Genomic DNA, 23,514 nt, shown 5'->3' with positions numbered 1-23,514 from the left:
GCAACTTAACGCCGAATAAAAACCAGAAAAGGAAGATCCAACATGAGAAAACTGAATCCGCTCATCATCACCGCTACGCCGAATATTTGCTGGTTGCAGCCGGACGTGGATTATCCGAAAACGACGCCGGATATTATCGAAGAAGCTGCGCGCTGCCGCGAGAACGGTACGGCCGTGCTGCACACGCATGCCGAAGGAAATTGGGCTGAGGTGATTGGCGGGGTGCGCGGCAAAACCGACCTGCTCATTCAAAGCGGCATGTCCAGCATTCCGCTTCAAGGCCGCATCGGGCTTTTCGAAAGCAAATCGGATATGGTTTCGATTATCCTCAACCACCATGCCGAAGCGTTCGCCGAGCTTAACTGCGATGTCTTGCACCCGCTGGCGGAGCTGGAAGAGTACGCCGTCGCCTGCCGCAAGTACGGCGTCAAGCCGGAATGGGAAGTGTGGCATCCCGGTTCGATCTGGAACTTGAACCGCCTCATCGAGCAAGGGCTGCTGGATCCGCCGTACATCAATACGCTGTTCTTCGGCTGGCCGGGCGGCACGTGGTCGCCGCCGACCGTTCAGGAATATCTCTACCGCAGAAGCCTGATGCCCGCGAATTGCGCGCTTACCGTGAGCATTATGTGCGCGGAGCAAATGGATATTCTCGTAAACGCCATCATCCATGGCGACAACGTGCGGGTCGGCACCGAGGATTATCCGTACAACCAGCAAGGCAAGCTGGCCAAGACCCATGAGCTGGTGAAAGAGATCGCGGACATTTCCAGGGCGCTTGGACGCGAGGTGGCAACGCCTGCGCAAGCCCGCGAGATGCTGGGAATCGGATAATTCTAACATTAGAAGGGAGAGAGACTGCCGCGTTCCACGAGACGGGCGCGGCAGGAAATCACGATGAGCGAGAGCAAAGTTGCAGTCATTACCGGCGCGGCAAGCGGAATCGGACGGGCGTCGGCGCACAAATTCGCGAAAGAGGGCTATCGCGTGGCGATCATGGATCTCAATGAGTCCATTCGCGATGTGGGAGAAGAGCTTCGCGACAGCGGGCATACGTGTTATGACTTTGTCGGAGACGTGGCGAATGAAGCCGATGTGTCGGCGTTCATAGCGGAAACGGAAAAGCGTTACGGACGCATTGACGTGCTGAACTGCAACGCGGGCATTGTCGTCGTGAAACCGCTTGAAGACACCACTTTCGAAGAATTCTCCAAAGTGGCTGCCGTTAACATCGGGGGAACGTTCCTCTGCCATAAATACGTACTGCCGGTCATGAAAAAGCAGCGCAAAGGTTCGATCGTCAATTTGGGCTCGGTTTCGGGACACGTGGGACAGACGGAGCATGCGGTGTACGGCGCGACCAAAGGAGCGGTCATTTCGTTCACCCGTGCGGTTGCATGGGAGCTTGCGGGCTATAACATTCGCGTCAACTCCGTCAGCCCGGGCTCGGTCGACACGCCGATGCTGCGCAGTGACATTCAGTTGGAGTCCACCCGCACGGGTATACCATTCGAGGAGGTGAAAAAGCTGCGCGAAGCGGAGCAAGCTTTCAATCGGTGGGCCGACCCTTCCGAGATCGCGGAAGCCATTTACTTCCTAGCGAGCGACTCCGCATCCTTCGTGACCGGGTCGGATCTGCTCGTCGATTGCGGATGGGTAGCAAAGTAAGTCTGGCATTTCCGGTATCGACAATGCCTTAAGTCCATCGGCCTCACGGAAGGCGCTGCTGCTTCCCTACATGTGCTAGCCATGTATCCGGAGCGTGCGTCATGCTGCGCAGGCGGATAGAGCAACTGATGGAGTTTGCGGGTTTTATGTGCCGAGGGCATTGGTTATGCTCAGCTTCATCGAAAGGCTCATGCAATTAGCGGCGAAAACTAAAAACAATTGAGGGTGGATGTCAATGAACAAGAAAATGTTCCGCAGTTGCCTTTCATTGATCGCTTTAATCGGCCTGTTTTTCGTAACCGCTTGCAGTGGCTCGAACTCTGGCGGCAATGCTTCTAACAGCCCAGCTGCAAACAGCCCTTCCGCGGCCAGCCCCGCAAGCAGCGCAGCGTCGGATTCGTCCCAACAACAGCTTCATATTGCCGCGCTGATGCAAGGGAACCAGAGCGGATTCGTCCAATACATGACCAGCGGCATGTATGAGTATCAGAAGGCAAGCGCTCCAGACGTCAAGCTGGATGTCGTGTTCGCCGATGACGACCCTGCGAAACAGCAAAGCCAGATGGAGACCTTCGTCTCCCAGAAGGTGGACGCGATTATCCTGAACCCCGTCGACAAGGTGCAAAGCGCTGCTGCGGTGGATATCGCGGCGAAGGCGGGCATTCCGGTCATTACGCTCAATACCAAGTCGGACAGCCAGAACGTAACGGCGCATGTCGGCTCGGACGACGTGGAAGCCGGAAAAATGCAAATGGAACAACTGCTGAAAGACGCGCCGCAGAATCCGCGAGTTGCCTATGTAGACGCGGTTCTCGGACACTCGGCTCAAGTATTCCGTTCGCAAGGCTATAATGAAGTTCTTGCCGCGCATCCGGAAGCGAAGCTTGTCGTTCATGACACCGCCGACTGGTCCGGCGAAAAAGCGCTGGCCCTTGTCGAGAACTGGCTGCAAACTTATCCGAACGGCATTGACGTGATCGCTACGGAAGCCGACGTCATCCTTACGGGCGTCATCACCGCCGTTGAGAATGCCGGCTTGGCCGGCAAGATCCTCATCGCCGGTATGGACTGCGACATGCCGGTCTTGGAAAAGATCAAGGCGGGCGTCGTCGACAACTCGATTTGGCAGGATGGCGTAGGTCAGGGCTCGAACGCGCTGCGTCTGGCGATCGAAGCGGCCAAAGGCAATAAAGTCTCCGACTTTTTGATCCCTTATGAACTCTGCACGAAAGATAACGTCGATAAGTATATCGAATTGGCTAAAGCGCGCAACGAACTCGCCAGCAAATACTTCTAAATTCATCGTTTGTTTTCCAGCAGGATCGGTTTCCCGGGGGGCGTGCGTCTCCCGGGAAACCTGATAAAGGGGTGTTTCCGTGTGAACGGAGAAGTCATCTTGGAAATGAAGCAGATTAGCAAGTCATTTGGCGGCGTACGAGCGCTTGAAGGCGTCGGCCTCACCTTGCGGCGCGGCGAGGTGCACGCGCTGGTAGGCGAGAATGGGGCGGGCAAGTCCACGCTGATGAAGATTCTGATCGGCTTGCATGCGCCGGATCATGGCGAGATTATCCTGAATGGGCGAAATATGACCAACGTCTCGGTGCGGGATATGCAGAACGCCGGAATCAGCATGATCTTTCAGGAATTCAACCAGGTCAAAACGCTGACGGTGATGGAAAATATCTACCTCGGACGAGAACCGAAAACGAAACTCGGAAACGTGGATTACAAAAAGATGTACAACGACTCCAAGAAGTTGCTCTCGGAGCTTGGCGTTGACCTTGACCCTAAGACGCAGGTCGCGGATTTGACGGTCGCAAAGCACCAGCTTGTCGAAATCGTGAAAGCGAACTCGCTGAACGCGGAAATCATCATTATGGACGAACCGACCTCGGCCCTCAGCCAGAAAGAGGTCGACGCGCTTCTCATGATGATTCAGTCCATGAGAGACAAGGGCAAATCGATTTTGCTCATCTCCCACAAGATGGAAGAGATCTTCGGGGTTTGCGATCGTGTAACCGTTCTGCGCGACGGGCAGTTTATCCACTCGGGAAAAGTGGAGGACGTTACCCAAAGGGAACTGATCCGCATGATGGTCGACCGCGACGTCAACGAACTTTTCCCCAAACAGGAAAGCCAGATCGGCGAAGTCGTGTTGCAGGTAAAAAATCTTTCCGTCAAAGGAAAGTTTCAGGATATCAGCTTTGAGCTGCGCAAGGGAGAAATCCTCGGAGTGGCCGGATTAATGGGCGCGGGGAGAACCGAACTGATGGAGACGATCATGGGCGCGCGCAAACCCGAACAGGGGGAAGTGTACCTCCGCGGCCAAAAAATCGTGAACCGCATGCCCGGTGACGCCATTCGGCGCGGGATTGCCATGGTTCCGGAAGATCGCAAGAAGGACGGGGTGTTCCTGAAGCTCAGCGTCCGGGATAATATTCTGATGTCCTCCATGAAGAAGTGCATTCGCGGCATTGCTCTGAACAAAAAACTGCAGGACCAATACTGCGACGAGTACGAGGAAAAACTCCAAGTCAAGTGCAGCAGCAGCGCGCAAATCTGCGGAACCCTCTCCGGCGGCAATCAACAGAAGGTCGCGGTATCGCGGGTGCTGAACTCGGACCCGGACATTATCATTTTGGACGAACCGACCAGAGGCATCGACGTGAAAACGAAATCGGAAATCCACCGCTTGATGTCATCTCTCGCTTGCTCCGGAAAAGCCGTACTGATGGTTTCGTCGGAGCTTCCGGAGATTTTGGGCATGAGCGACCGCGTTCTGGTGCTTCACGAAGGCAGGTTGACCGGGATCTTGCAACGCGAAGAAGCGACGGCGGACCGAATTATGGAGCTGGCAGTAAAAACGATGAAATTGGAGGCCTAAGTGATGGCGGATAACAGCGTAGGAGTAGCGGGCCGCATTAAGAACGCCAATTATAAGAAGCTTCTTAGCGAACACGGGATTCTGATCGGCTTTGTCGTGATTCTCATTTATCTCTCTCTAGCGACCCCGAATTTTCTTAATGCCAATAATATCGTCAACGTGCTAAGGCAAGTTTCGTGTATCGGCATGGCGACGATCGGCGTCGGGATTCTCATCGTGATGGGCGGAATCGACCTTGCGATCGGCTCCACCTTTGCGCTTACGGGAATTACGGCCGGCATCATGGTTTCCCAAGGGGCGGCCGGGTATGGCCTCCATCCCATTATCGGCATCATTGTCGGCATAGCTACCGGTACGATCGTCGGGGGAATCAGCGGCTGGGTTGTGGCGAAGGCTCGCATTCCCGCATTCATCGTCACCATGGGCACCATGTCGATCTGCCGCGGCTTGGCGCTTATTTTCGCCCATGGCATGCCGATCGGCAATTTTCCCAGCGGATTCACGTACATCGGCTCCGAATCGCTTGGCCCCATTCCATGGCCGATCATCATTTTCGTTTTGGTCATTATTTTTGGCTATTACTTGATGAATAAGCGTCCGCTTGGCCGTTATATCTATGCAGTTGGCAGCAACGAAGATGCCGCGCGAGCTGCAGGCATCAACGTAAATAAAGTGAAGGTTGCAGCCTACCTGATTTCAGGCGCTCTGGTTGGTCTTGGAGGCACCGTGCTGGCCGCCCGCTTGAAGTCCGCCGCTCCGTCGATGGGCGTCGGCTACGAGTTGGATGCCATCGCGGGAGCGATCATTGGCGGCGTAAGCTTCAGCGGCGGTATCGGCAAGATCCGGGATATGGTGATCGGCACGTTGATGATCGGCGTCATCAATAACGGCATGGATCTTCTTGGCGTCGAAGCTTTCTACAAACAAGTCGTGAAAGGCAGCATTATCATTCTCGCAGTCCTGATTGACCGTAAGCGTTCCGGAAGGGCATAACCGATGCCGATAGCAAGCAGGAAGGATGATCGAACACCATGAAATTGTTAACGTTTCTTCAAGATGGGGAATACCGTCTAGGCGTGAAAACCGAGCAAGGCGTAGTGGATGTGACGAAAGCTAGATCTATGGAAGCGTCTTGGGAGAACATCCCCGCTACCCTCTCTGGAGTCATCGCCGCAGGAGCGCCTGCCTTGAAGTCGCTGCGCGACCGCATGGCCTCGGCCGATCTATCGGTTTATACGCTTGATGAGGATCGGCTGACGTTCGGACCTTGTTTACCGAACCCGGGCAAGATCATCTGCGTAGGTCTGAACTACCGCAAGCATGCGGAGGAGACAGGCGCCGACGTGCCGGAATATCCGATCTTGTTCAATAAATTCCACAATGCCGTCTCCGCGCACGGTGCGGATGTTCCATTGCCGAAGCACGCTTCGACGAAAGTCGATTATGAGGCGGAGCTTGCGATCGTGATCGGGAAAAGAACGCAGGATGTCTCCCGGGAACAGGCGCTGGACAACGTATTCGGTTATTGCAATGCGAACGATCTTTCCGCACGAGACTTGCAGGTTCGGACCTCCCAGTGGCTGCTAGGCAAGTCTTTGGACGCTTTCATGCCGATCGGGCCTTATTTGGTTACGGCGGACGAGATTGAGAACCCGAATGCATTGAACATCCGATGCCTCGTCAATGGAGAGCTGCGGCAAAATTCCAATACGTCCGATATGATCTTCCACTGCGATGAAATCATCAGCTATCTTTCTAAATATATGACACTCGAGCCCGGGGATATCATTTTGACGGGAACGCCGGAGGGCGTCGTGTTGGGCTATCCGGAGGCAGAGCAAGTCTATCTGAAGGACGGCGACACGGTAACCGTTGAAATCGAGAAGCTGGGAGTTTTAAGGAACCGGATGGTGCAATGAAATTTGCGTCGGCGCGAGATTCGATAAGGGAAGCCATCCAACATAGGATGGCTTTCATACGTATCGCCCATTGTCGCACGATTCGGTACAAGCTGGTTCAACCACTTTTTTAAAATATGACGGGTGGCATCGCGAATGATGAATGGTAAAGGAAATACGCTTCGATTCGCCTCGACGAGAATCAAGTTTTCTTTTAAATCCATTAAAACAAAAATCATTGCATTATTCCTCGTTATTTCGCTTGTTCCATTGATATCCATCGCAATCTTTTTTTCCGTATATTTGAAAAATAACATTACCGGCGAAATCCACGACAAATTAGAGGCTTATGCAACCTCTAACGCACAGAATGTGGACTACATGGTGACGCGCAACATCAGTATCATCAACCAAATGCTCGCTACCAATTCCGTCAAAAGCAGCGACGACACGGGCATTCTGACCTTGCTTCGTTACATGAAGGGGATGAATACGGAAGTAGAGGATTATACCTACGTGGACGCGGACGATATGGCCATTACTTCCGACGGTACGCACGAAAAGCTGAATAATCGCGAATACATAAAGCAAGCACGGGAAACGAAGCAGCCGGCCGCCAGCGACATGCTCGTCAGCAAAGCCACCGGGAACCACGTCGTCGTTGTCATGGTTCCGCAACTCGACGAGAGTCAGAATTACGTCGGCGGGATCATGTGTACTTTAGACATTACCAATATGAACACCATTACCAATGGGATTAAGATCGGGGAAAAAGGCTCCGGTTATTTGATTTCCCCTGCAGGCACGCTCCTGACCTACCCGGACCCGGCAATGGTCGGCAAAAATATCGACGAAGCCTTTGGGTCGGATGTCGCGGCAAAGATCCGCCAAAACGTCTTGCAAAAAGATAAAGGTACTTTCACGATGGCGGACAACGGGAACGAGAAGCTTGAAATCAATTTCGATACGGTTCCCTCAACCGGATGGCGACTGGTTACGTTCGCGGTTCATCATGAGATGTACGCCCCTGTCAATACGGCGAATCAAGTGTCCGTCATTTTGATTGTCATTACGGCAATCCTCGTGATCGCAGCCTCCTTTTTCCTAGCCGTCATGATTGCCAAACCGATTCTTGCGGTTACAACAACGGTGAAGAAATTGGCGACGGGAGATTTAACTCCGCGTCTTGCGATCAAGAGCAAGGATGAGCTTGGAGATTTGGGCAGCCATATGAACCAAATGCTCGTTTCTTTTACGGATATTGTCAATCGCGCGAGCGACGTTTCGGAGCAGCTAGCCGCTTCTTCGGAAGAGCTGACCGCGGCTTCGGTCGAATCCGTAGACATTTCCAATCGCATTGCGAATGCGACGCAAGAAGTATTGAATGCAAACGAAGCTCAGCTGCGCGGCTCCGAACAAACCTCCACGGCGCTCATGGAGATGGCTCTTGGCGTACAACGGATCGCGGAATCATCCTCGGTCGTGACGGAAGCCGCCCATCTCTCGATGCAAGAAGTCCAAGAAGGGGATGTCGCGATTCGTCAGGCGATCCGGCAAATGGAGGCCGTTCGCGATTCCGTCAACCAGTCTTCCGAGAATATCCGGATGCTCGAATCCTATTCAAAAAAGATCGACGAGGTCGTTGCCGTCATTACGGGAATTACGAAACAAACCAATATTCTGGCGATTAACGCTGCCATCGAAGCCGCGCGAGCCGGCGCACAAGGTCGAGGATTTGCCGTGGTGGCGAACGAGGTCAAGAAGCTTGCGGAACAATCCGCCGTATCCGCCAACAAGATATCGGAGATGATCGGTGAAATCCAAACTACCACATCACATGCCGTACATGCGATGAAGCAAGAAGTGAAGGATGTAGAGAGCGGTTCCGAACTGATCAATACCGCTGGAGAAATATTCGGGCGAATCTTGAATACCTTCAGCGAAATTTCCAACCAAATTCAGGAAGTTTCGGCCGCATCGCAAGAAATGTCCGCCGGTACCGAAGAAATAACGGCGTCCATGAGTGAAATTGTTCAAATGGCGGAATCCACGGTCGAGCATACGGAAGGCATTGCCGATGGTTCAAAGCGGCAACTTGCTTCCATGAAGGATATTTCCGCTTCGGCGGAGGATCTCAGCAGAATGGCGCAAGAACTGCAAGAATCTCTGAGTCGATTCCAAACGAAATAAGCGTGCGATCGCACGCTTATTTCGCAATCTCATTCAGGGTGACGAAACTGCGGGATCACCGTTGACACTCCGCTTTTCAATGTGCTAATATTTCTATAATAAATAATATTATTTTATATTATAAAAAACAAGTGCCGGTTATTTTTTTCAGCACTTTGTAGAATGACTTTTTATAATATAAAATAAATGAGGTGAAGGAATGCGATTGACGGGCAGCGAGATTGTGATGGAGCACCTGATGATGGAGGGAGTGCCTTATATCATAGGCATTCCCGGGCACGGCATTCTGGCTTTCGCCGATTCGTTCGTGGACCGGAAAGATAAGATCAAGAACATTATGGTCAGGCACGAGCAAAGCGCCATACATATGGCCGACGGCTATTATCGGGTCAAAAAGCAGCCCCTGGCCACCTATGCGTCGATCGGGCCGGGCGCCATGAATACCGCGACAGGCCTCGCGACCGCCTACGTGGACTCGGTGCCGGTGTTTACCGTCATCGGCGAAACCCATACCCACATGTTCGGCAGGGGGGTGCTGCAGGAGATCGAGAAATACAGTTGGGCCAATTCGTCCCGGGTATTCGAGCCGATTACGAAGAGAAGCTGGCAAGTTACCCGCGTCGACCAGGTGCCTCGGGTCATGAACATGGCATTCAACGAAATGATGTCCGGCAGAAGAGGTCCGGTTCTGCTGAACATGCCGATGGATATCCAGGCGGACTCGATCGATGTGGAATTGGCGGACCCGCGAACAAGAAGAAGCACGGTAGTCGATACCGCACGCGTGTTCGCAGGCCTTGACCGGGCGGTCCAATTGCTCTTTGACGCCAAGCGGCCGGTCATTCTCGCCGGAGGGGGCGTGCATGCTACCGGTGCCTATGCGGAATTGCAAGCGCTGGCAGAAGCGCTGGGCGCTGCCGTCATCACCACGTTCAGCGGCAAGGCGTCGATGGCGGAGGATCACCCGCTGTACGGATGGCACGCGGGCACGAAGGGAACGACGTGCGGCAACAGCCTGGCCCGCGAAGCGGATGTCATTCTTGCCGTCGGATGCCGTTTTTCCGACCAGAGCACCTCTTCTTACCATAAGGAAGTCGGCTTCGGATTTCCGCGTACCAAGCTGATTCACGTCGATATTGACCCGCGGGAGATCGGCAAGAACTACCCGGTCGAGCTCGGCGTCGTCGGAGACAGCAAATACGTGATGAAGGCGATGGTCGAGTACTTAAGGGATAACCGGCTGGAGCGGGATTGGCAGCAGTCGGATTATTATCTCGACATTCAGCGCAAAAAGGCGGAGTGGTTCGCTCACCTGGCCAAGGCGCAGAACGATGATCGCGCGCCGGTGACGATCTCGAGATTTTACAAGGAATTGCGGGAGTTTCTGGACCGCGATGCCATCGTGGTTACCTCGTCGGGCAACAGCCAGGCGCAGCTGCTTCAGGAATTCCCCTTCCTTGCGCCCGGTACGAATGTCACGACAGCAGGGTTCTCGACGATGGGATACGCCTTGCCTGCGGGGCTGGGGGCGAAGCTGGCAGCGCCGGATAAGCAAGTCGCCGTGGTTGTGGGGGACGGCGATTTCTCGATGACGATGCAGGAGTTGGCGACCGCCGTTCAATACCGGATTCCGGTCGTGGCCATCGTGCTCAACAATTCCGGCTGGGCGGCGATATCGGACTTGCAGCACGCCCAATTCGGCAGCGACAGAGTGGTCGCCACGGAATTCAGAATCGAAAACGAAGGGGAGCTGTACACGCCGGATTTCGCGCATATCGCGCAAGGCTTCGGCGTATACGCGGAAAAGATCAGTCGGCCCGACGAAATCAAGGGAGCGCTGCAGCGGGCTTTCCGCCAGAACGGGCCGGCCCTGATCGAAATTACGGTCAATCGCGAATTCCCTTATTCGGGCGGCGAAGCGACCGGCTGGTGGGATGTGCCGATTCCGACATATATGAGCGAACGGAGAAAAAGCTACGAGTCGGGTAAGGCAAAGGAAAACTTATTGTAAGCAGAGGAAAAAACCATTGCGGGAGGAATGAACCGATATGATGAAAGGCTCCTTGTATATTGACGGAAAATGGACGGACGCGGCAGGCGGCCGAAGCTTCCCTACGCTCAATCCGGCGACGGGGCAGCTTCTGGGCTATGCAGCCGACGGCGGGAAGGAAGAAACCCGCCTGGCGATCGATGCGGCGCAGCGGGCATTCCATAAGTGGTCCCGTCTGTCCGCGCTCGAGCGTGCCGATTATTTGATGGCCTGTTACGATGCGATGATGCGCAATTCCGAGAAGCTGGCGGAAATCATGACGCTGGAGCAGGGCAAGCCGCTCCAGGAGGCGAGGAACGAAGTGCAGTATGCCGCCAGCTTCTTCCGCTGGTTCGGGGAGGAAGCGAGAAGGGTTTACGGCGAGACGATTCCGGCCAGCGTCGCCGAGAAGCGGATCATGGTCATCCAGCAGCCGGTTGGCGTGGTGGCGGCCATTACCCCGTGGAATTTTCCCCAAGGCATGCCGACCCGGAAAATCGCGCCGGCGCTGGCCGCCGGCTGCACGGTTGTCCTGAAGCCCGCCAAGCAAACGCCGCTGAACGCGACCGTGTTGTTCGAGGTGCTGGAGGAAGCCGGCTTGCCGCCCGGGGTCATGAATCTGATCACCACTTCCCGATCGGGCGAAGTCGGGGAAGAAATTTTGACCAACGAGAAGGTTCGGAAGATTACCTTCACGGGCTCGACCGATACCGGCAAGTATTTGACGAAGGAAGCCGCCAATCAAATGAAGCGCGTCTCGATGGAATTGGGCGGCCACGCGCCGTTCATCGTATTCGCCGATGCCAACCTCGAAGAGGCGGTAAACGGCGTCATGGCGAGCAAGTTCCGCAATGCCGGGCAGACGTGCGTCTGCGCGAATCGGGTTTACGTGGAACGGCCGATCAAGGAACGATTCGAGGCCCTGTTCAAAGCGAAGGTTGAAGCGCTCAGAATGGGAGACGGTCTGGACAGCGGCGTCAACCTCGGACCGCTCATCGACGAGAATGCGGTAGCCAAGTCGGAGGAGCACGTCCGGGACGCGGTCGCCAAAGGGGCGAAAATTTTAGTCGGAGGCAACAGACGGGCCAGCGCGGGCCACTTCTACGAGCCTACCATCTTGACGGATGTTACCGACGATATGCAAATCTGCTCGGAGGAAACGTTCGGACCGGTCGCGCCCGTGATGGTATTCGATACCGTCGACGAGGTGATCGAGAGGGCCAACAACGTTCCTTACGGTCTGGCCTCTTATTTCTATACGAACGATATTAATCGGGCCGTATACGTCGCGGAACGGCTGGAATACGGCATTGTCGGGTTGAACGACGCGCTGCCCGCGGTCGCGCAGGCGCCGTTCGGCGGGGTGAAGGAATCCGGTGTAGGCCGCGAGGGCGGCAGAGAAGGGTTGAAGGACTTCCTGGAGACGAAATACATCTCCATGAAGGTACTGTAATCACATAACGGAAAGCGGGGACCATCATGGCGCATACATCTTACGGCGACGAGGGCTTCAGTCGTTATCTTAGATCGGCGTTTAGTCGGCACTTGGGGCACGATCCGGAAGATTTCGACAAACCGGTCATCGGCATTTGCAATACGTCCAGCGAAGTGAATCGATGCCATAGCCATTTGGGCCCGATGATCGAGGCGATCAAACGGGGCGTGACGGCAGCCGGCGGGACTGCGCTGGAATTCCCGGTCATCTCGCTCGGCGAGATGTTCATCAGTCCGACGACGATGTTGTACCGGAACCTGGCGGCGATGGACGCGGAGGAAATGATCCGCGCGCAGCCGATCGACGGCGTCGTCCTCATCGGAGGCTGCGACAAGATGACGCCGGCGCTGCTGATGGGCGCCGCCAGCGCAGACAAGCCGGCGATCATGTTCACGGGCGGCCCGATGTCGAACGGGGAGCATAAGGGCCAGACGCTGGGCGCTTGCACGGATTGCCGGTTTTTCTGGCAGGAATACAAAGCGGGGACCATCAGCGATGAAGAGTTAAGCGAGATCAATGCCAAGCTGGCGCCGACCGCCGGCCATTGCATGGTGATGGGGTCGGCCAGCACGATGGCCGCTTGCTCCGAAGCGCTCGGCATGATGCTTCCCGGAGGCGCCGCCATTCCCGCCGTCCTGAACGAACGTCTGTCGCACGCCCAGCAAACGGGCAAAGCGATCGTAGAGTTGGTCCGCAACGGAACCAAGCCGTCCGATATCATGACGCGGGGCGCGTTCGAGAACGCGATCCGCGTGCTGATGGCGATCGGCGGCTCGACGAATGCGGTGATTCACTTAATCGCCATCGCGCGTCGACTCGGGATCGACATCAAGCTGGACGATTTCCACGCGCTGAGCGCGACGACGCCTTTCCTGGCCAACTTGCGTCCGGCCGGGAAGTACCAGCTGCAGGATTTCCACTATGCAGGCGGAGTGCCGGCCCTCATGCGGGAGATGTCCTCCCTGCTCCATCTGGAGGAGCGATCGGTATCCGGCAAGACGATCGGCGAGAATATCGCCGACGCGAAGACGGACGATGCATACCGGGACATCATTCGCCCCTTCGGCGACCCGCTGTATCGGGACGGGGGCATTACCGTACTGAAGGGCAACTTGGCCCCGGACGGCGCGATTATCAAATCCAAGGCAGCGACCGAAGGGCTGCTCAGGCACCGGGGCAAAGCGGTCGTGTTTCGTTCGCTGGAGGATATGGAAACCCGTATCAATGATCCGCAGCTCGAAGTTACGCCAGACAGCGTGCTCGTGATGCAGAACGCCGGTCCCGTCGGCGCGCCCGGCATGCCGGAAGCCGGCATGATCCCGATTCCCCGGAAGCTGCTTCAAGCCGGCGTCCGGGATATGGTCCGCTTGTCGGATGCCCGGATGAGCGGCACGGCGTTCGGTACGGTCGTTCTGCACGTGGCGCCGGAAGCGGCCGTAGGCGGCCCGCTCGCCCTCGTCAGAGACGGAGACGAAATCGAGCTCGACGCCTACGCGGGCACGCTGACCCTGCACGTGCCGGAGGAGGAGCTGCAGCGCAGAAGGGCGGAGTGGACGCCGCCGAAGATCGCGGATCGAGGCTATACGCGGCTGTATCAGAAGCGAGTGATGCAGGCGGACAAAGGCTGCGATTTCGACTTCCTATAACGCTGCCTGACATTCGTTGACAGGTCACCGGCCCTTTAGTACGATACCCATTGACATCGATTTTATATAATAAAAAGGTGACGGTGACCCTGGACAAGAAAAACAAAGTCAGAATACAGTCTGTCGATCGCATCCTCGATATCCTGGAGGAATTGTCATCCCAGAAAAACGGGCTGACGATCAGCGAGCTTGCCAAGCGGGTCGATCTGCAAGTCAGCACGACGTACAACCTGGTCAATACGTTGCGGACCCGCGACTATATTTATCAGAACGAAGAGACCAAGAAATATTTTATCGGTCTGCGGATCCTTGCGCTCAAAAACTCGTTTCTCGATCATTTGGACATTAAGAGCATCGCGGTTCCCCATCTGGAGAAGCTTCATGCGGAGCTGCCGGAGACGATCCATCTGAGCATTCGGAAGGATTTGCACGTCATTCCGATTTTCAGAATCGAGTCTACGCACGCGATCAAAGTCGACAGCGCATATGTTGGCAACGAATCGCCGATTTACTGCACGGCGACCGGACGCGCTTTGCTCAGCGGCTATAACGAAGCGGAACTGGACGAGCTGTTGTCCCGGATCGAGCTTAAGGCGCTGACGGAACATACGCTCACGGACAAGCAGGCCATCGTCAAGGAAATCATGGACATCAAGCGCCGCGGCTATTCCCGCGACCGCATGGAATTCCAGCCGAACGTCTATTGCATCGGCGCGCCGCTGCTGAACCATGAAGCGAAAGTCGTCGCGTCGTTCAGCGTATCGGTGCCTTCGATTCGATATTCGCAGAAGGAAGAAGAGCGGATCGCCGCACTCGTGACCCATTACGCGCATGCGATTTCCGACGATCTCGGCATGAAGTATTTTGTTTGATGCTGCTTGTTCATACAAATGCAGAATTGTTATATCCTATTAAACTTCCATGAGGTGAGCGGAATTGAGTTTGATTCGCGTTTGTATCGTCGGCGCCGGGAGAATTTCCGCACTGAACGCGTTAGGGTATCTTGAACATCCGGACGCGAAAATCGCCGCCGTGTGCGACCTGGACCGCAGCAAGGCGGAAGAGAAGGCGAAGGAATGGGGAGCCGACAAAGTATATACGGATTACGCCGAAGTACTGAAAGACGATGAGATCGACGCCGTCGAGCTGCTGGTTCCCCACCATCTTCACTGCAAGATGACCATTCAGGCATGCGAGGCCGGCAAGCATGTTTCGCTGCAGAAGCCGATGGCGCTCACTTTGGCTGAGGCTGATCTTATGGTGGAGGCCGCGGAAAAAGCCGGCGTGAAGCTGAAGGTATACGAGAATTTCATCTGGTATCCGCCGCTCGTGAAAGCGAAGGAATTGATCGATGCCGGCGAAATCGGCGAACCGATCTCCATTCGGATCAAGTCCAATGCGGGACGCGCAGACCTGGGCTGGGAAGTGCCGCAGGAAGCGTGGGCCTGGCGCATGAACGAGGAAACTTGCGGGGGCGGCCCGCTCGTGTTCGATGACGGCTTCCATAAATTTTCGCTGGCTATGTATTTGATGGGTGAAGTGGAGAAAGTATCGGCATGGATCGATCGGACGGAGATCGTGCCGGAAGTCTACTACCAGGATTCGCCGGCGATGATCATGTGGAAGTACAAGGATTCCAAGCGGTACGGGATCATGGATATCGTGACCTCCAAAGACATGTTCATCAACACGGACTATTACTCGATCGACGAACGGGTTGAAGTGACCGGAACGAAGGGTGTTCTCTGGATCACGAGGTGCACGGCGAAAATGCTGCAGATTCCGACCTTGATCGTATACCGCGACGGTCAGACGACGAACTACGAGAATTTGCGCGACAATTGGGCGGATTCGTTCATCGATTCGACCAAGGATTTCATTGATTGCATTAAGTTTAACCGCGAACCGAAGCTGAACGCCAAAGAAGGGCGGGAAGTGCTCCGCTTTACGCTGGCGGCTATGGAATCGGCGAAGCGCAAACAGGAAGTGTATTTGGACCAGATGCCGTAACATGATCCGATATTGGAGTGAAAGACATGGTTGGTGAGACCGGCGGAAGCATGAGTGTCATATTGCGTTTGGGAATCCACGAGGAGTTGGTGACCTTCGGGCAGATCGCGACGGCGATCGGGGACGCAGGCGGCGATATCGTCGCCATCGACGTGAACCGTGCCAGCAAGACGACAACGGTGCGCGATATTACGGTAAACGTGACCGATACGGGCACGTCGGATGCGATCGTCAAGAAGCTGGAACGGCTGCCGGGCGTGAAGGTCATCAACGCTTCCGATCAGACATTCCTGATGCATCTCGGCGGCAAAATCGAAATGAATCCGCGTATGCCGATCAAGAACCGCGACGATTTGTCGCGCGTTTATACGCCGGGTGTAGCCCGGGTATGCATGGCGATTCACGAAGATCCGTCGAAAGCGTACTCACTCACCATCAAGCGGAATACGGTCGCGGTCGTTTCGGACGGCTCGGCGGTCCTCGGGCTCGGCAACATCGGACCGGAGTCGGCGATGCCGGTGATGGAAGGGAAGGCGATGCTGTTCAAGCAAATGGCCGGCGTCGACGCGTTCCCGATCTGTCTGGATACGCAGGATACGGAAGAAATCATCCGCATCGTGAAGGCGATTGCCCCTGCATTCGGCGGCATCAATCTGGAAGATATTTCATCGCCGCGCTGCTTTGAGATCGAGGAGCGGCTGATCCGGGAGCTGGATATCCCGGTATTCCACGACGATCAGCATGGAACGGCGGTCGTGCTGCTGGCCGGACTGCTTAACGCCGTTAAAGTGGTGAACAAACGGCTGGAAGACTGCAAGGTGGTAGTCTGCGGCATCGGTGCGGCAGGCATCGCCTGCACGAAGATGCTGTTGGCAGCCGGCGTGAAAAATATAATCGGCGTTGACCGCGCGGGCACGATCGTAGCCGGACAAGTCTACGAGAACTCGGCATGGAGGTGGTACGCCGAACATACGAATCCGCATCGCGCTGCCGGCCGTTTGTCGGATGTCATCGCCGGAGCGGACGTGTTTATCGGGCTGTCAGGTCCCAAGGCACTGTCGGTGGACGACGTGAAGCGCATGGCGAAGGATCCCATCGTCTTCGCGATGGCGAACCCGACGCCGGAAATCGCGCCGGAGGAAGCGGAGCCGTACGTCCGCGTCATGGCGACCGGGCGTTCGGATTATCCGAACCAGATCAACAACGTGCTCTGCTTCCCGGGGATCTTCCGCGGCGCGCTCGATTGCCGGGCAAGCCGGATTACGGAAGAGATGAAGCTCGCCGCTGCCAAAGCGATCGCTTCCGTCGTGCAGGAAGACGAGTTGAACGAATATTACATCATCCCGAGCGTATTCAACCAACAGGTCGTCGAGCGCGTGCGCAAAGCCGTGTTCCAGGCGGCAGTCGCATCGGGCGTTGCTCGCCGCGGCCATCATCGGGATGAAGAAATTCAATAGGCCATTCGCATCCGGCGTTAATTGCTCGCTTGTTCATTGCGGTATTCTTTGCCCGGCGAAGACTCCAAAAATTTTGATTGCGATCTGTGCTATAGTCCTGTCCGTACAAGTAACCTTGCCATATAGTGGTGAAGTGACAACATTTTCACAAATCCATTAAAGGCGGTGTTCTAATGGGCTTCGGAGTCGGCGGCGTCGGGTTCTCCTGTGCAGGATTTGGCAGCGCAATCGGATTCGTGCTGGTTCTCTTCATTCTGCTGGTCATCATTCTGTCTGCGGGATTCTTTATCTAAAACAGACGCAGTTGAGTTATGAAAACAGAGATGATCGTAAACGTGCTGCGGTTCCGAGCGACGGCGGCAGTACGATGAGTGATGCATCTAACCTGAAATGGCGGCATAACAGCCGCCATTTTTTTTATTCGGCGTCACTTTCCGACGGCCGTTCTTGTCCTTCTACATAGTCACAGCAAAAACTCAGGTTTTTGCGATCAATGTTCAGGCCGTTTAAGTCAGGCGTGATTCTGGAAGACAATCAGAACTTTACTTCTTTTTCGTACAATACTCTATGATTTGAACAAGATCGTGGAAGGTATGTTGATGATTGACCATATCGACCGTAAAATCTTCAGCGGCTTTCTGGTCCATTTCAAATTTGTATCCATTTAATTGCAAGAAGATAACGAGTGCAGCGAAGGCGGTTCTCTTGTTCGCATTCTGGAAGGGGTGGTTCTGTCCTAATGATTCGAAAAGTGCGGCAGCTTTCTCCATCACGCTAGGATAAGCATCAGTGCCAAAGGCAGATGACTGTGGTCTAAGAACCGCTGATTCTAGCATGCTGCCATCTTTGACGCCAACGTGTTCACCTGGGCTGTATTTTTGAATAACCGCCACATTAATCGCGATAACTTCTTGCACGGATAAATAGCGGGTAATGTTCATATTAACGGTCCTTAAGGCCTTTTAAAGTTTCGTCATACTGTAATATAACCTGCGACAAAGTTTCGACGAATTCTGGACTAATGCCAGAAGGCAGAGCGATTTTATTCGCTTTGCGAATAACGATCTCTCCATCAGCTTCTTTAACATCGATGTGCACGGTATCTCCGAGTTCTAAGCCGATTTGCTTTAGTGCTTCGGTCATCGTAATGCCGAGGCTATTGCCGAATTTGGTTACCTTCCGTTCCATCTCAATCACCTTGCTCATTTAGAAATCCCCTCCTTATCATCGTATTCAATCGTTATAACAATTATACACACCCTCAGCAAAATCTTGAAGTGTAGGGAAAGCACTATGAAGACGTCAAAAACTTGAATCGCCTTCAATAAAAGCGGACATGATCCGTGATCGTCGAGGACTACGTACTGACGGCCGAGTGCATCGCGCCGCTTATAGATGAATTCCGGGCCGGCCGTCCCGAGCAAGTACCGGCAGACGTGTACGAGCGCTTCCTCGGCTGCGACCCTGGGTACATGGAGCAGATGCTGATTCACCTGCAGGAGCGTTAAGGAGACGTCGAGCGTTATCTGCACGCGATCGGCCTGCCGATGGAACGCGTAGATACGCTTCGCCGCAAGCTGCTGGGTGAATGAGCTAAGTTTCCGAATTAAAAAAGTTTGAAACGGAATTAGAAGATGACTCCTATACTCACTAGGGGTCATCTTCTTTAGAGCGGAGCAGTTGCGGATCGGCAGAAAGAAAGAATTGCTGTGGTTAAAAGCCATAATTGAATATATGATGAAAGATAGGAATGTCAAATGAGGGGCAGCTGATTTGCTGAAATATGCGGGCGGTAGTCATTTTCGCGTGGGTATAAAATGATGAACCTTCCGATTTTATCCACTAAACTGTACATCCCCTCGCCGCGAACGAAAGCCGTCCAAAGACCGCGCCTGATCGAACAGCTGAACGAGGGATTGGACCGCAAACTGACCCTCGTCTCCGCCCCCGCCGGATTTGGCAAAACCACGCTGGTGAGCGAGTGGGCCGCCGGTTGCGATCGACCTGTTGCCTGGCTGTCGCTGGACGAAGGGGATCAAGATTTTACGCGCTTCCTGTCCCACCTTGTCGCTGCCTTGCAGACGATTGCGAACAATTTTGGAGGAGCCGTAATTCGTGCGCTTCAATCCCCGCAGCCCCCGTTAACCGAGTCGGTCCTATCGATTCTGCTCAATGAGATCTCGGCTCTCCCGAATAAATTCGTCCTCATTCTGGACGACTTCCATGTTCTGGATTCCAAGCAGATCGACGATGCACTCCTTTTCCTGCTTGAGCATCACCCGCCGCAGATGCATCTGGTTATCGCCACCCGTGAAAATCCGCAGATTCCCCTCGGCCGGTTACGCGCCCTGGGGAACTTGACCGAGCTGCGTGCCGCCAATCTGCGCTTCACGCCCGGCGAAGCTGCGGCTTTCCTGAACCAGGTAATGGGCCTGCGGCTTACGGCCGAAGAAATTACAACGCTGGAGACCCGTACCGAAGGCTGGATTGCGGGACTCCTGCTGGCGGCACTCTCCATGCAGGGTCGCGAGGACATTCCTGCGTTCATTCGGGCATTCGCCGGAAACAATCGGTACATCGTGGACTATCTGGTGGAAGAGGTCCTGCAACGTCAGCCCGAGCCTATCCGGAGGTTCTTGCTTCAGACCTCTATTCTCGACCGGCTGCATGGCCCGCTGTGCGACGCCGTCACCGGTCAGGAGGAAAGCAACGCACGATTGGAGTCCCTGGAGCGAGGCAATTTCTTCGTCGTTCCGCTGGATGACAGGCGCGATTGGTATCGCTACCATCGCCTCTTTGCCGAGGTCCTATCCGCGCATTTGAGGGCGGCTCATCCTGATCAGGTTGCTGCGTTGCATCGGAGCGCGAGCATCTGGTACGAGCAGTATGGCTCTGCTGACGATGCCATCCGTCATGCTTTGGCTGCCGAGGATTTCGCGCGAGCGGCGGATTTAGTCGAGCTGGCGCTGCCAACCCTGCGCAAGCTCAGACAGGAGGCTGCGATGTTGGGGTGGCTGAAATCGCTCCCCGACGAGTTGGTCCGTCGCAGGCCCGTGCTTAGCGTTTGGTATGCCGGGGCGTTACTAGCCGGCGGCCAGCTGGAGGCCGTTGAAAACCGACTGCGAGACGCCGAACGTTGGCTGAAGACAACGGCAGACCCTGAGCGTGAGCAAGGCCTGCCGGCCGAGATGGTCGTGGTGGACGAAGAGGAGTTCCGCCGTCTCCCGGGTTTGATCGCCGTGTACCGTGCCGGACTCGCCTTGGTTTTGGGCGATGTGCCCGCCGTCATGACATACGCCCGGCAGGCGCTTGACCTCGTGCCTAAGGACGACCATCTTCCGCGCGGAGCGGCAACCGCGCTCTTGGGACTCGCATCCTGGAGGAACGGGGATCTCGAGGAAGCGCGCCGGATGTTCGCAGAGGGTTTGACTAACGTGCGGCTTGCCGGGGCGATCTCGGATACGATCAATGGCGCTATCGCTCTGGCCGAAATACGGATTGCGCAAGGCCGACTCCACGAGGCGATGCGTACCTACGAGCGGGGATTACAGCTTGCGGAGGATCATGGCGAACCTGATCTGCGGGGAACGGCAGACATTTACGTAGGGATGAGCGAGCTCTGCAGAGAGCATGACGATCTGCATGCCGCCACGAAGTATCTCCTCAGAAGCAAGGAGCAGGGCGAGCACGCCGGATTCCCGCAATACCCGTATCGCTGGCGCATCGCCATGGCTCGAATTCGGGTGGCCCAAGGAGATTTGAACGGCGCGCTCGACCTTCTCCACGAAGCGGAGAACCTGTATATGAGCGACTTTTTCCTCGACGTACGTCCTGCATCGGCGTTGAAGACACGGGTGTGGGCCGCGCAGGGAAGGTTGGGTGAAGCCCTCGACTGGGTACGGGAGAAGGGTCTGTCCGACGAGGACGACCTTTGCTACGAGCGCGAATTCGAGCACGTCACCCTGGCCAGGGTGCTCTTGGCCCGGTATAAGAGCGACCGTACGGACCGCTTCATACTGGAGGCAATGGGACTTCTGAAGCGTCTCCTCCAAGCTGCCGAAGAAGGCGAGAGGACAGGAAGCGCAATCGAAATCCTGGTCTTGAATGCACTGGCTCATCATATGAACGGCGACATCCCTGCCGCGCTTGCGTCGCTGGAACGCGCCTTGACCTTGGCTGAGCCGGAGGGCTACGTCCGTATCTTCGCGGATGAAGGCCAACCCATGGTTGCCCTGTTGGAAGCGGCCTTGAAACAAGGGATCGCCCCGAACTATGTTCGCTGCCTCTTGGAAGCCATGAAAAAGTCCGGGGGAAGAGCGACGAGAAAGCAGATTATGAGGGAGCCGCTGAGCGAACCGTTAAGCGAACGTGAACGTGACGTGCTACGTCTGCTCGGAACCGACTTGAGCGGCCCGAATATCGCCCGCGAACTTAGGGTGTCCCTGAACACCTTGCGGACCCACACCAAGAACATTTACGGCAAGCTTCAAGTTAACAACCGTCGGGCAGCCGTCCGCCGCGCAGAGGAGCTCGATTTGTTATAGCAAGCCCGAATAGATCTACCCCAGCCTTGGCAGGATTGCCGGGCTTTTTTTATATTCAGCAAGCAATGCCCCCCTATTCGAAAATCACCCCGTCAATCCCCACATGTGGTGATGCCGTTTCACCCTATGAGCATGTATCTTTTGATTACGTAAACGCGCGCTGGCTATTCAGCAAAGTCCCCTAATACGTGGAGGAGATAAAAAATGAACGAAATACACGGTTCCATGGAGGAACTTAACGAACCGGGTCTGTATGAATTTCGACTCAAGGGTCACGTCGATGCCCGGTGGATCAACTGGTTTGAAGCGCTAAGCCTCACCCGCGAAAACGACGGAACAACCCTCCTCACTGTCCAGGTAGTCGATCAGTCCGCATTACACGGTTTGCTCAGGAAAGTGCGCGATCTCGGCCTGCCATTGGTGTCGGTCATTCAAGTCGAGCGAGAGAAAGCCTCGGAATCGTAAAAATGAATAAGAAAGCCTTCGATGAAGTTCGGAAAACCGCAGCGCCGACAAAAACAACTTCGGCAAAACGGCTAATCGCCGCACTGCTCCTGCTGAGCGCCGTTCCGCTCGCCGCCGGGGCCTTTCGCTTAACCGAGCTGGCTGGCGGCGCGGAAATCACGCCGGCCAACGAACGTTTTTTTGCATCGCCTCTGCCGGTGGTGTTGCACATCCTGAGCGTCAGCGCGTTTGCCATTCTTGGACCGTTCCAGTTCGCATCCGGGTTTCGTCGGCGCAGGCCCGGCTGGCATCGCGCGGCCGGGAGGATCTTGATCGCTTGCGGACTGGTGGCGGGGCTTTCAGGGCTGTGGATGACCCTGTTTTATCCCCGCCAACCGGGTACGGGTGAGCTGGTTTATGTATTGAGGCTCCTGTTTGGGTCGGCGATGGTCGTATCTATTTTCCTTGGTTTTGTCACGATACGGAGAGGGGATGTGCTCCGGCACCGAGCGTGGATGATGCGCGGCTATGCGATCGGGCTTGGCGCGGGCACGCAAGTGCTGACCCAGTTAGCCTGGGTATGGATCGTCGGTCCGTCGACTGAATTCAGCGGAGCGCTCATGATGGGCGCGGGCTGGGCGATCAACCTCGCCGCAGCCGAATGGGCCCATCCGCAAATGGAGGATGAAGAGATGAAAGCGATCGTTTACGAGCGGTACGGGCCGCCGAATGTGCTGCGACTGCAAGAGGTCGCCAAGCCGGCACCTGAAGACGACGAGATCTTAATTAAAGTCTATGCAACAACCGCCGCAGCGGGGGATTGGCGAATGCGCAAGGCGGATCCTTTTCTGGCGCGGCTGTTCAACGGTTTGTGGAGACCGAAGCGAGTCCGAATTCTGGGGTTCGAACTCGCCGGCTTGGTCGAATCAACGGGAAGCGGCGTTACTCGTTTCAAGCCAGGGGATGCCGTTTATGCCGCCTGCGGATTCGGCTTCGGCGCATATGCCGAATACAAATGCCTGCCCGAGACCGGTGNTTGGTCGAATCAACGGGAAGCGGCGTTACTCGTTTCAAGCCGGGGGATGCCGTTTATGCCGCCTGCGGATTCGGCTTCGGCGCATATGCCGAATACAAATGCCTGCCCGAGACCGGTGCAGTCGCGCTCAAACCGGTGAACATGACGTTCGAGGAGGCAGCCGCGGTTCCGGTCGGCGCCATTACAGCGTTGCAATTTCTCCGGAAGGGCAAT

Annotated in this window: 19 protein-coding genes and 3 pseudogenes; 20 read left to right on the top strand and 2 right to left on the bottom strand. The window is 55.5% G+C overall.

The annotated features are described in order from the left end of the window. Positions 1-42: 42 nt before the first annotated feature. From PTZ19_RS24195 to PTZ19_RS24130, 14 genes are all read left to right on the top strand, one after another. Entirely contained in the window at positions 43-834 is a 792-nt protein-coding gene (locus PTZ19_RS24195) for a beta-keto acid cleavage family enzyme (RefSeq protein ID WP_276358217.1), read from the top strand. Positions 835-897: 63 nt separating this feature from the next. Then, positions 898-1,668 carry an SDR family NAD(P)-dependent oxidoreductase gene (locus PTZ19_RS24190; protein WP_276358216.1) on the top strand — a complete coding sequence of 257 codons (771 nt, stop codon included), beginning with the start codon at positions 898-900 and terminating at the stop codon, positions 1,666-1,668. Between the two features lie 235 nt (positions 1,669-1,903). Further along, positions 1,904-2,965, top strand: coding sequence for a substrate-binding domain-containing protein (locus PTZ19_RS24185; protein ID WP_276358214.1), 1,062 nt, complete (start codon positions 1,904-1,906; stop codon positions 2,963-2,965). Positions 2,966-3,046: 81 nt separating this feature from the next. Continuing rightward, on the top strand, positions 3,047-4,552 hold the full coding sequence (locus PTZ19_RS24180; RefSeq protein ID WP_276358213.1) for a sugar ABC transporter ATP-binding protein: 1,506 nt from the start codon (positions 3,047-3,049) through the stop codon (positions 4,550-4,552). Positions 4,553-4,555: 3 nt separating this feature from the next. Beyond that, positions 4,556-5,545, top strand: coding sequence for an ABC transporter permease (locus PTZ19_RS24175; protein ID WP_276358211.1), 990 nt, complete (start codon positions 4,556-4,558; stop codon positions 5,543-5,545). 38 nt (positions 5,546-5,583) lie between these two features. After that, the gene (locus PTZ19_RS24170; protein ID WP_276358209.1) at positions 5,584-6,471 is read left to right on the top strand and encodes a fumarylacetoacetate hydrolase family protein; all 888 of its coding nucleotides are present in this window, start codon (positions 5,584-5,586) and stop codon (positions 6,469-6,471) included. A 135-nt stretch (positions 6,472-6,606) separates the two neighbouring features. Continuing rightward, the gene (locus tag PTZ19_RS24165; protein WP_276358208.1) at positions 6,607-8,640 is read left to right on the top strand and encodes a methyl-accepting chemotaxis protein; all 2,034 of its coding nucleotides are present in this window, start codon (positions 6,607-6,609) and stop codon (positions 8,638-8,640) included. A 199-nt stretch (positions 8,641-8,839) separates the two neighbouring features. Beyond that, entirely contained in the window at positions 8,840-10,651 is a 1,812-nt protein-coding gene (locus PTZ19_RS24160; RefSeq protein WP_276358207.1) for a thiamine pyrophosphate-binding protein, read from the top strand. Positions 10,652-10,688: 37 nt separating this feature from the next. After that, on the top strand, positions 10,689-12,122 hold the full coding sequence (locus PTZ19_RS24155) for an NAD-dependent succinate-semialdehyde dehydrogenase (RefSeq protein ID WP_276358206.1): 1,434 nt from the start codon (positions 10,689-10,691) through the stop codon (positions 12,120-12,122). A gap of 26 nt (positions 12,123-12,148) precedes the next feature. Further along, positions 12,149-13,810, top strand: coding sequence for an IlvD/Edd family dehydratase (locus PTZ19_RS24150; protein WP_276358205.1), 1,662 nt, complete (start codon positions 12,149-12,151; stop codon positions 13,808-13,810). Positions 13,811-13,893: 83 nt separating this feature from the next. After that, complete coding sequence (locus PTZ19_RS24145) at positions 13,894-14,682, top strand: IclR family transcriptional regulator (protein WP_276358204.1); 789 nt, start codon at positions 13,894-13,896, stop codon at positions 14,680-14,682. Positions 14,683-14,746: 64 nt separating this feature from the next. Beyond that, positions 14,747-15,820: a Gfo/Idh/MocA family protein gene (locus PTZ19_RS24140; protein WP_276358203.1), complete on the top strand. Its 1,074-nt coding sequence runs from the start codon at positions 14,747-14,749 to the stop codon at positions 15,818-15,820. Between the two features lie 50 nt (positions 15,821-15,870). Beyond that, positions 15,871-17,277 carry an NAD-dependent malic enzyme gene (locus PTZ19_RS24135; RefSeq protein ID WP_422615044.1) on the top strand — a complete coding sequence of 469 codons (1,407 nt, stop codon included), beginning with the start codon at positions 15,871-15,873 and terminating at the stop codon, positions 17,275-17,277. Between the two features lie 173 nt (positions 17,278-17,450). Then, a complete protein-coding gene (locus PTZ19_RS24130) occupies positions 17,451-17,570 on the top strand; it encodes a sporulation protein YjcZ (RefSeq protein ID WP_276358200.1) in 120 nt (39 codons plus the stop codon). A 249-nt stretch (positions 17,571-17,819) separates the two neighbouring features. Here PTZ19_RS24130 and PTZ19_RS24125 read toward each other — a convergent pair whose 3' ends face one another. Beyond that, a complete protein-coding gene (locus PTZ19_RS24125; protein ID WP_276358198.1) occupies positions 17,820-18,218 on the bottom strand; it encodes a type II toxin-antitoxin system death-on-curing family toxin in 399 nt (132 codons plus the stop codon). A gap of 1 nt (position 18,219) precedes the next feature. Further along, positions 18,220-18,483, bottom strand: coding sequence for an AbrB/MazE/SpoVT family DNA-binding domain-containing protein (locus tag PTZ19_RS24120; RefSeq protein WP_276358197.1), 264 nt, complete (start codon positions 18,481-18,483; stop codon positions 18,220-18,222). A 137-nt stretch (positions 18,484-18,620) separates the two neighbouring features. Between PTZ19_RS24120 and PTZ19_RS24115 the strand changes: the two genes are divergently transcribed. The 6 genes and pseudogenes from PTZ19_RS24115 to PTZ19_RS24095 all read left to right on the top strand — a co-directional run. Next, positions 18,621-18,785, top strand: coding sequence for a tyrosine-protein phosphatase (locus PTZ19_RS24115; RefSeq protein ID WP_276358196.1), 165 nt, complete (start codon positions 18,621-18,623; stop codon positions 18,783-18,785). Between the two features lie 309 nt (positions 18,786-19,094). Further along, positions 19,095-21,821, top strand: a complete 2,727-nt coding sequence (locus PTZ19_RS24110) for a winged helix-turn-helix domain-containing protein (protein WP_276358195.1) — start codon at positions 19,095-19,097, stop codon at positions 21,819-21,821. Between the two features lie 204 nt (positions 21,822-22,025). Then, positions 22,026-22,286 carry a hypothetical protein gene (locus PTZ19_RS24105; protein ID WP_276358194.1) on the top strand — a complete coding sequence of 87 codons (261 nt, stop codon included), beginning with the start codon at positions 22,026-22,028 and terminating at the stop codon, positions 22,284-22,286. A gap of 2 nt (positions 22,287-22,288) precedes the next feature. Continuing rightward, a pseudogene (locus tag PTZ19_RS24100) lies at positions 22,289-22,915 on the top strand (DUF2306 domain-containing protein); the annotation flags it as partial. Positions 22,916-22,957: 42 nt separating this feature from the next. Continuing rightward, positions 22,958-23,299: pseudogene (locus PTZ19_RS25505) on the top strand (alcohol dehydrogenase catalytic domain-containing protein); the annotation flags it as partial. 74 nt (positions 23,300-23,373) lie between these two features. Continuing rightward, positions 23,374-23,514 (top strand): annotated as a pseudogene (locus PTZ19_RS24095) (NAD(P)-dependent alcohol dehydrogenase); the annotation flags it as partial.

The organism is Cohnella caldifontis (genome assembly GCF_029360585.1).
GTDB lineage: Bacteria > Bacillota > Bacilli > Paenibacillales > Paenibacillaceae > Cohnella > Cohnella caldifontis.
This window is presented reverse-complemented; position numbering and strand designations above follow the sequence as displayed.

Bases quoted from the DNA above. Each gene is read 5' to 3' on its own strand.
- PTZ19_RS24195 (WP_276358217.1), top strand. From the start codon at position 43: ATGAGAAAACTGAATCCGCTCATCATCACCGCTACGCCGAATATTTGC.
- PTZ19_RS24190 (WP_276358216.1), top strand. From the start codon at position 898: ATGAGCGAGAGCAAAGTTGCAGTCATTACCGGCGCGGCAAGCGGAATC.
- PTZ19_RS24185 (WP_276358214.1), top strand. From the start codon at position 1,904: ATGAACAAGAAAATGTTCCGCAGTTGCCTTTCATTGATCGCTTTAATC.
- PTZ19_RS24175 (WP_276358211.1), top strand. From the start codon at position 4,556: ATGGCGGATAACAGCGTAGGAGTAGCGGGCCGCATTAAGAACGCCAAT.
- PTZ19_RS24170 (WP_276358209.1), top strand. From the start codon at position 5,584: ATGAAATTGTTAACGTTTCTTCAAGATGGGGAATACCGTCTAGGCGTG.
- PTZ19_RS24165 (WP_276358208.1), top strand. From the start codon at position 6,607: ATGATGAATGGTAAAGGAAATACGCTTCGATTCGCCTCGACGAGAATC.
- PTZ19_RS24160 (WP_276358207.1), top strand. From the start codon at position 8,840: ATGCGATTGACGGGCAGCGAGATTGTGATGGAGCACCTGATGATGGAG.
- PTZ19_RS24155 (WP_276358206.1), top strand. From the start codon at position 10,689: ATGATGAAAGGCTCCTTGTATATTGACGGAAAATGGACGGACGCGGCA.
- PTZ19_RS24150 (WP_276358205.1), top strand. From the start codon at position 12,149: ATGGCGCATACATCTTACGGCGACGAGGGCTTCAGTCGTTATCTTAGA.
- PTZ19_RS24135 (WP_422615044.1), top strand. From the start codon at position 15,871: ATGAGTGTCATATTGCGTTTGGGAATCCACGAGGAGTTGGTGACCTTC.
- PTZ19_RS24130 (WP_276358200.1), top strand. From the start codon at position 17,451: ATGGGCTTCGGAGTCGGCGGCGTCGGGTTCTCCTGTGCAGGATTTGGC.
- PTZ19_RS24125 (WP_276358198.1), bottom strand. From the start codon at position 18,218: ATGAACATTACCCGCTATTTATCCGTGCAAGAAGTTATCGCGATTAAT.
- PTZ19_RS24120 (WP_276358197.1), bottom strand. From the start codon at position 18,483: ATGAGCAAGGTGATTGAGATGGAACGGAAGGTAACCAAATTCGGCAAT.
- PTZ19_RS24110 (WP_276358195.1), top strand. From the start codon at position 19,095: ATGATGAACCTTCCGATTTTATCCACTAAACTGTACATCCCCTCGCCG.
- PTZ19_RS24105 (WP_276358194.1), top strand. From the start codon at position 22,026: ATGAACGAAATACACGGTTCCATGGAGGAACTTAACGAACCGGGTCTG.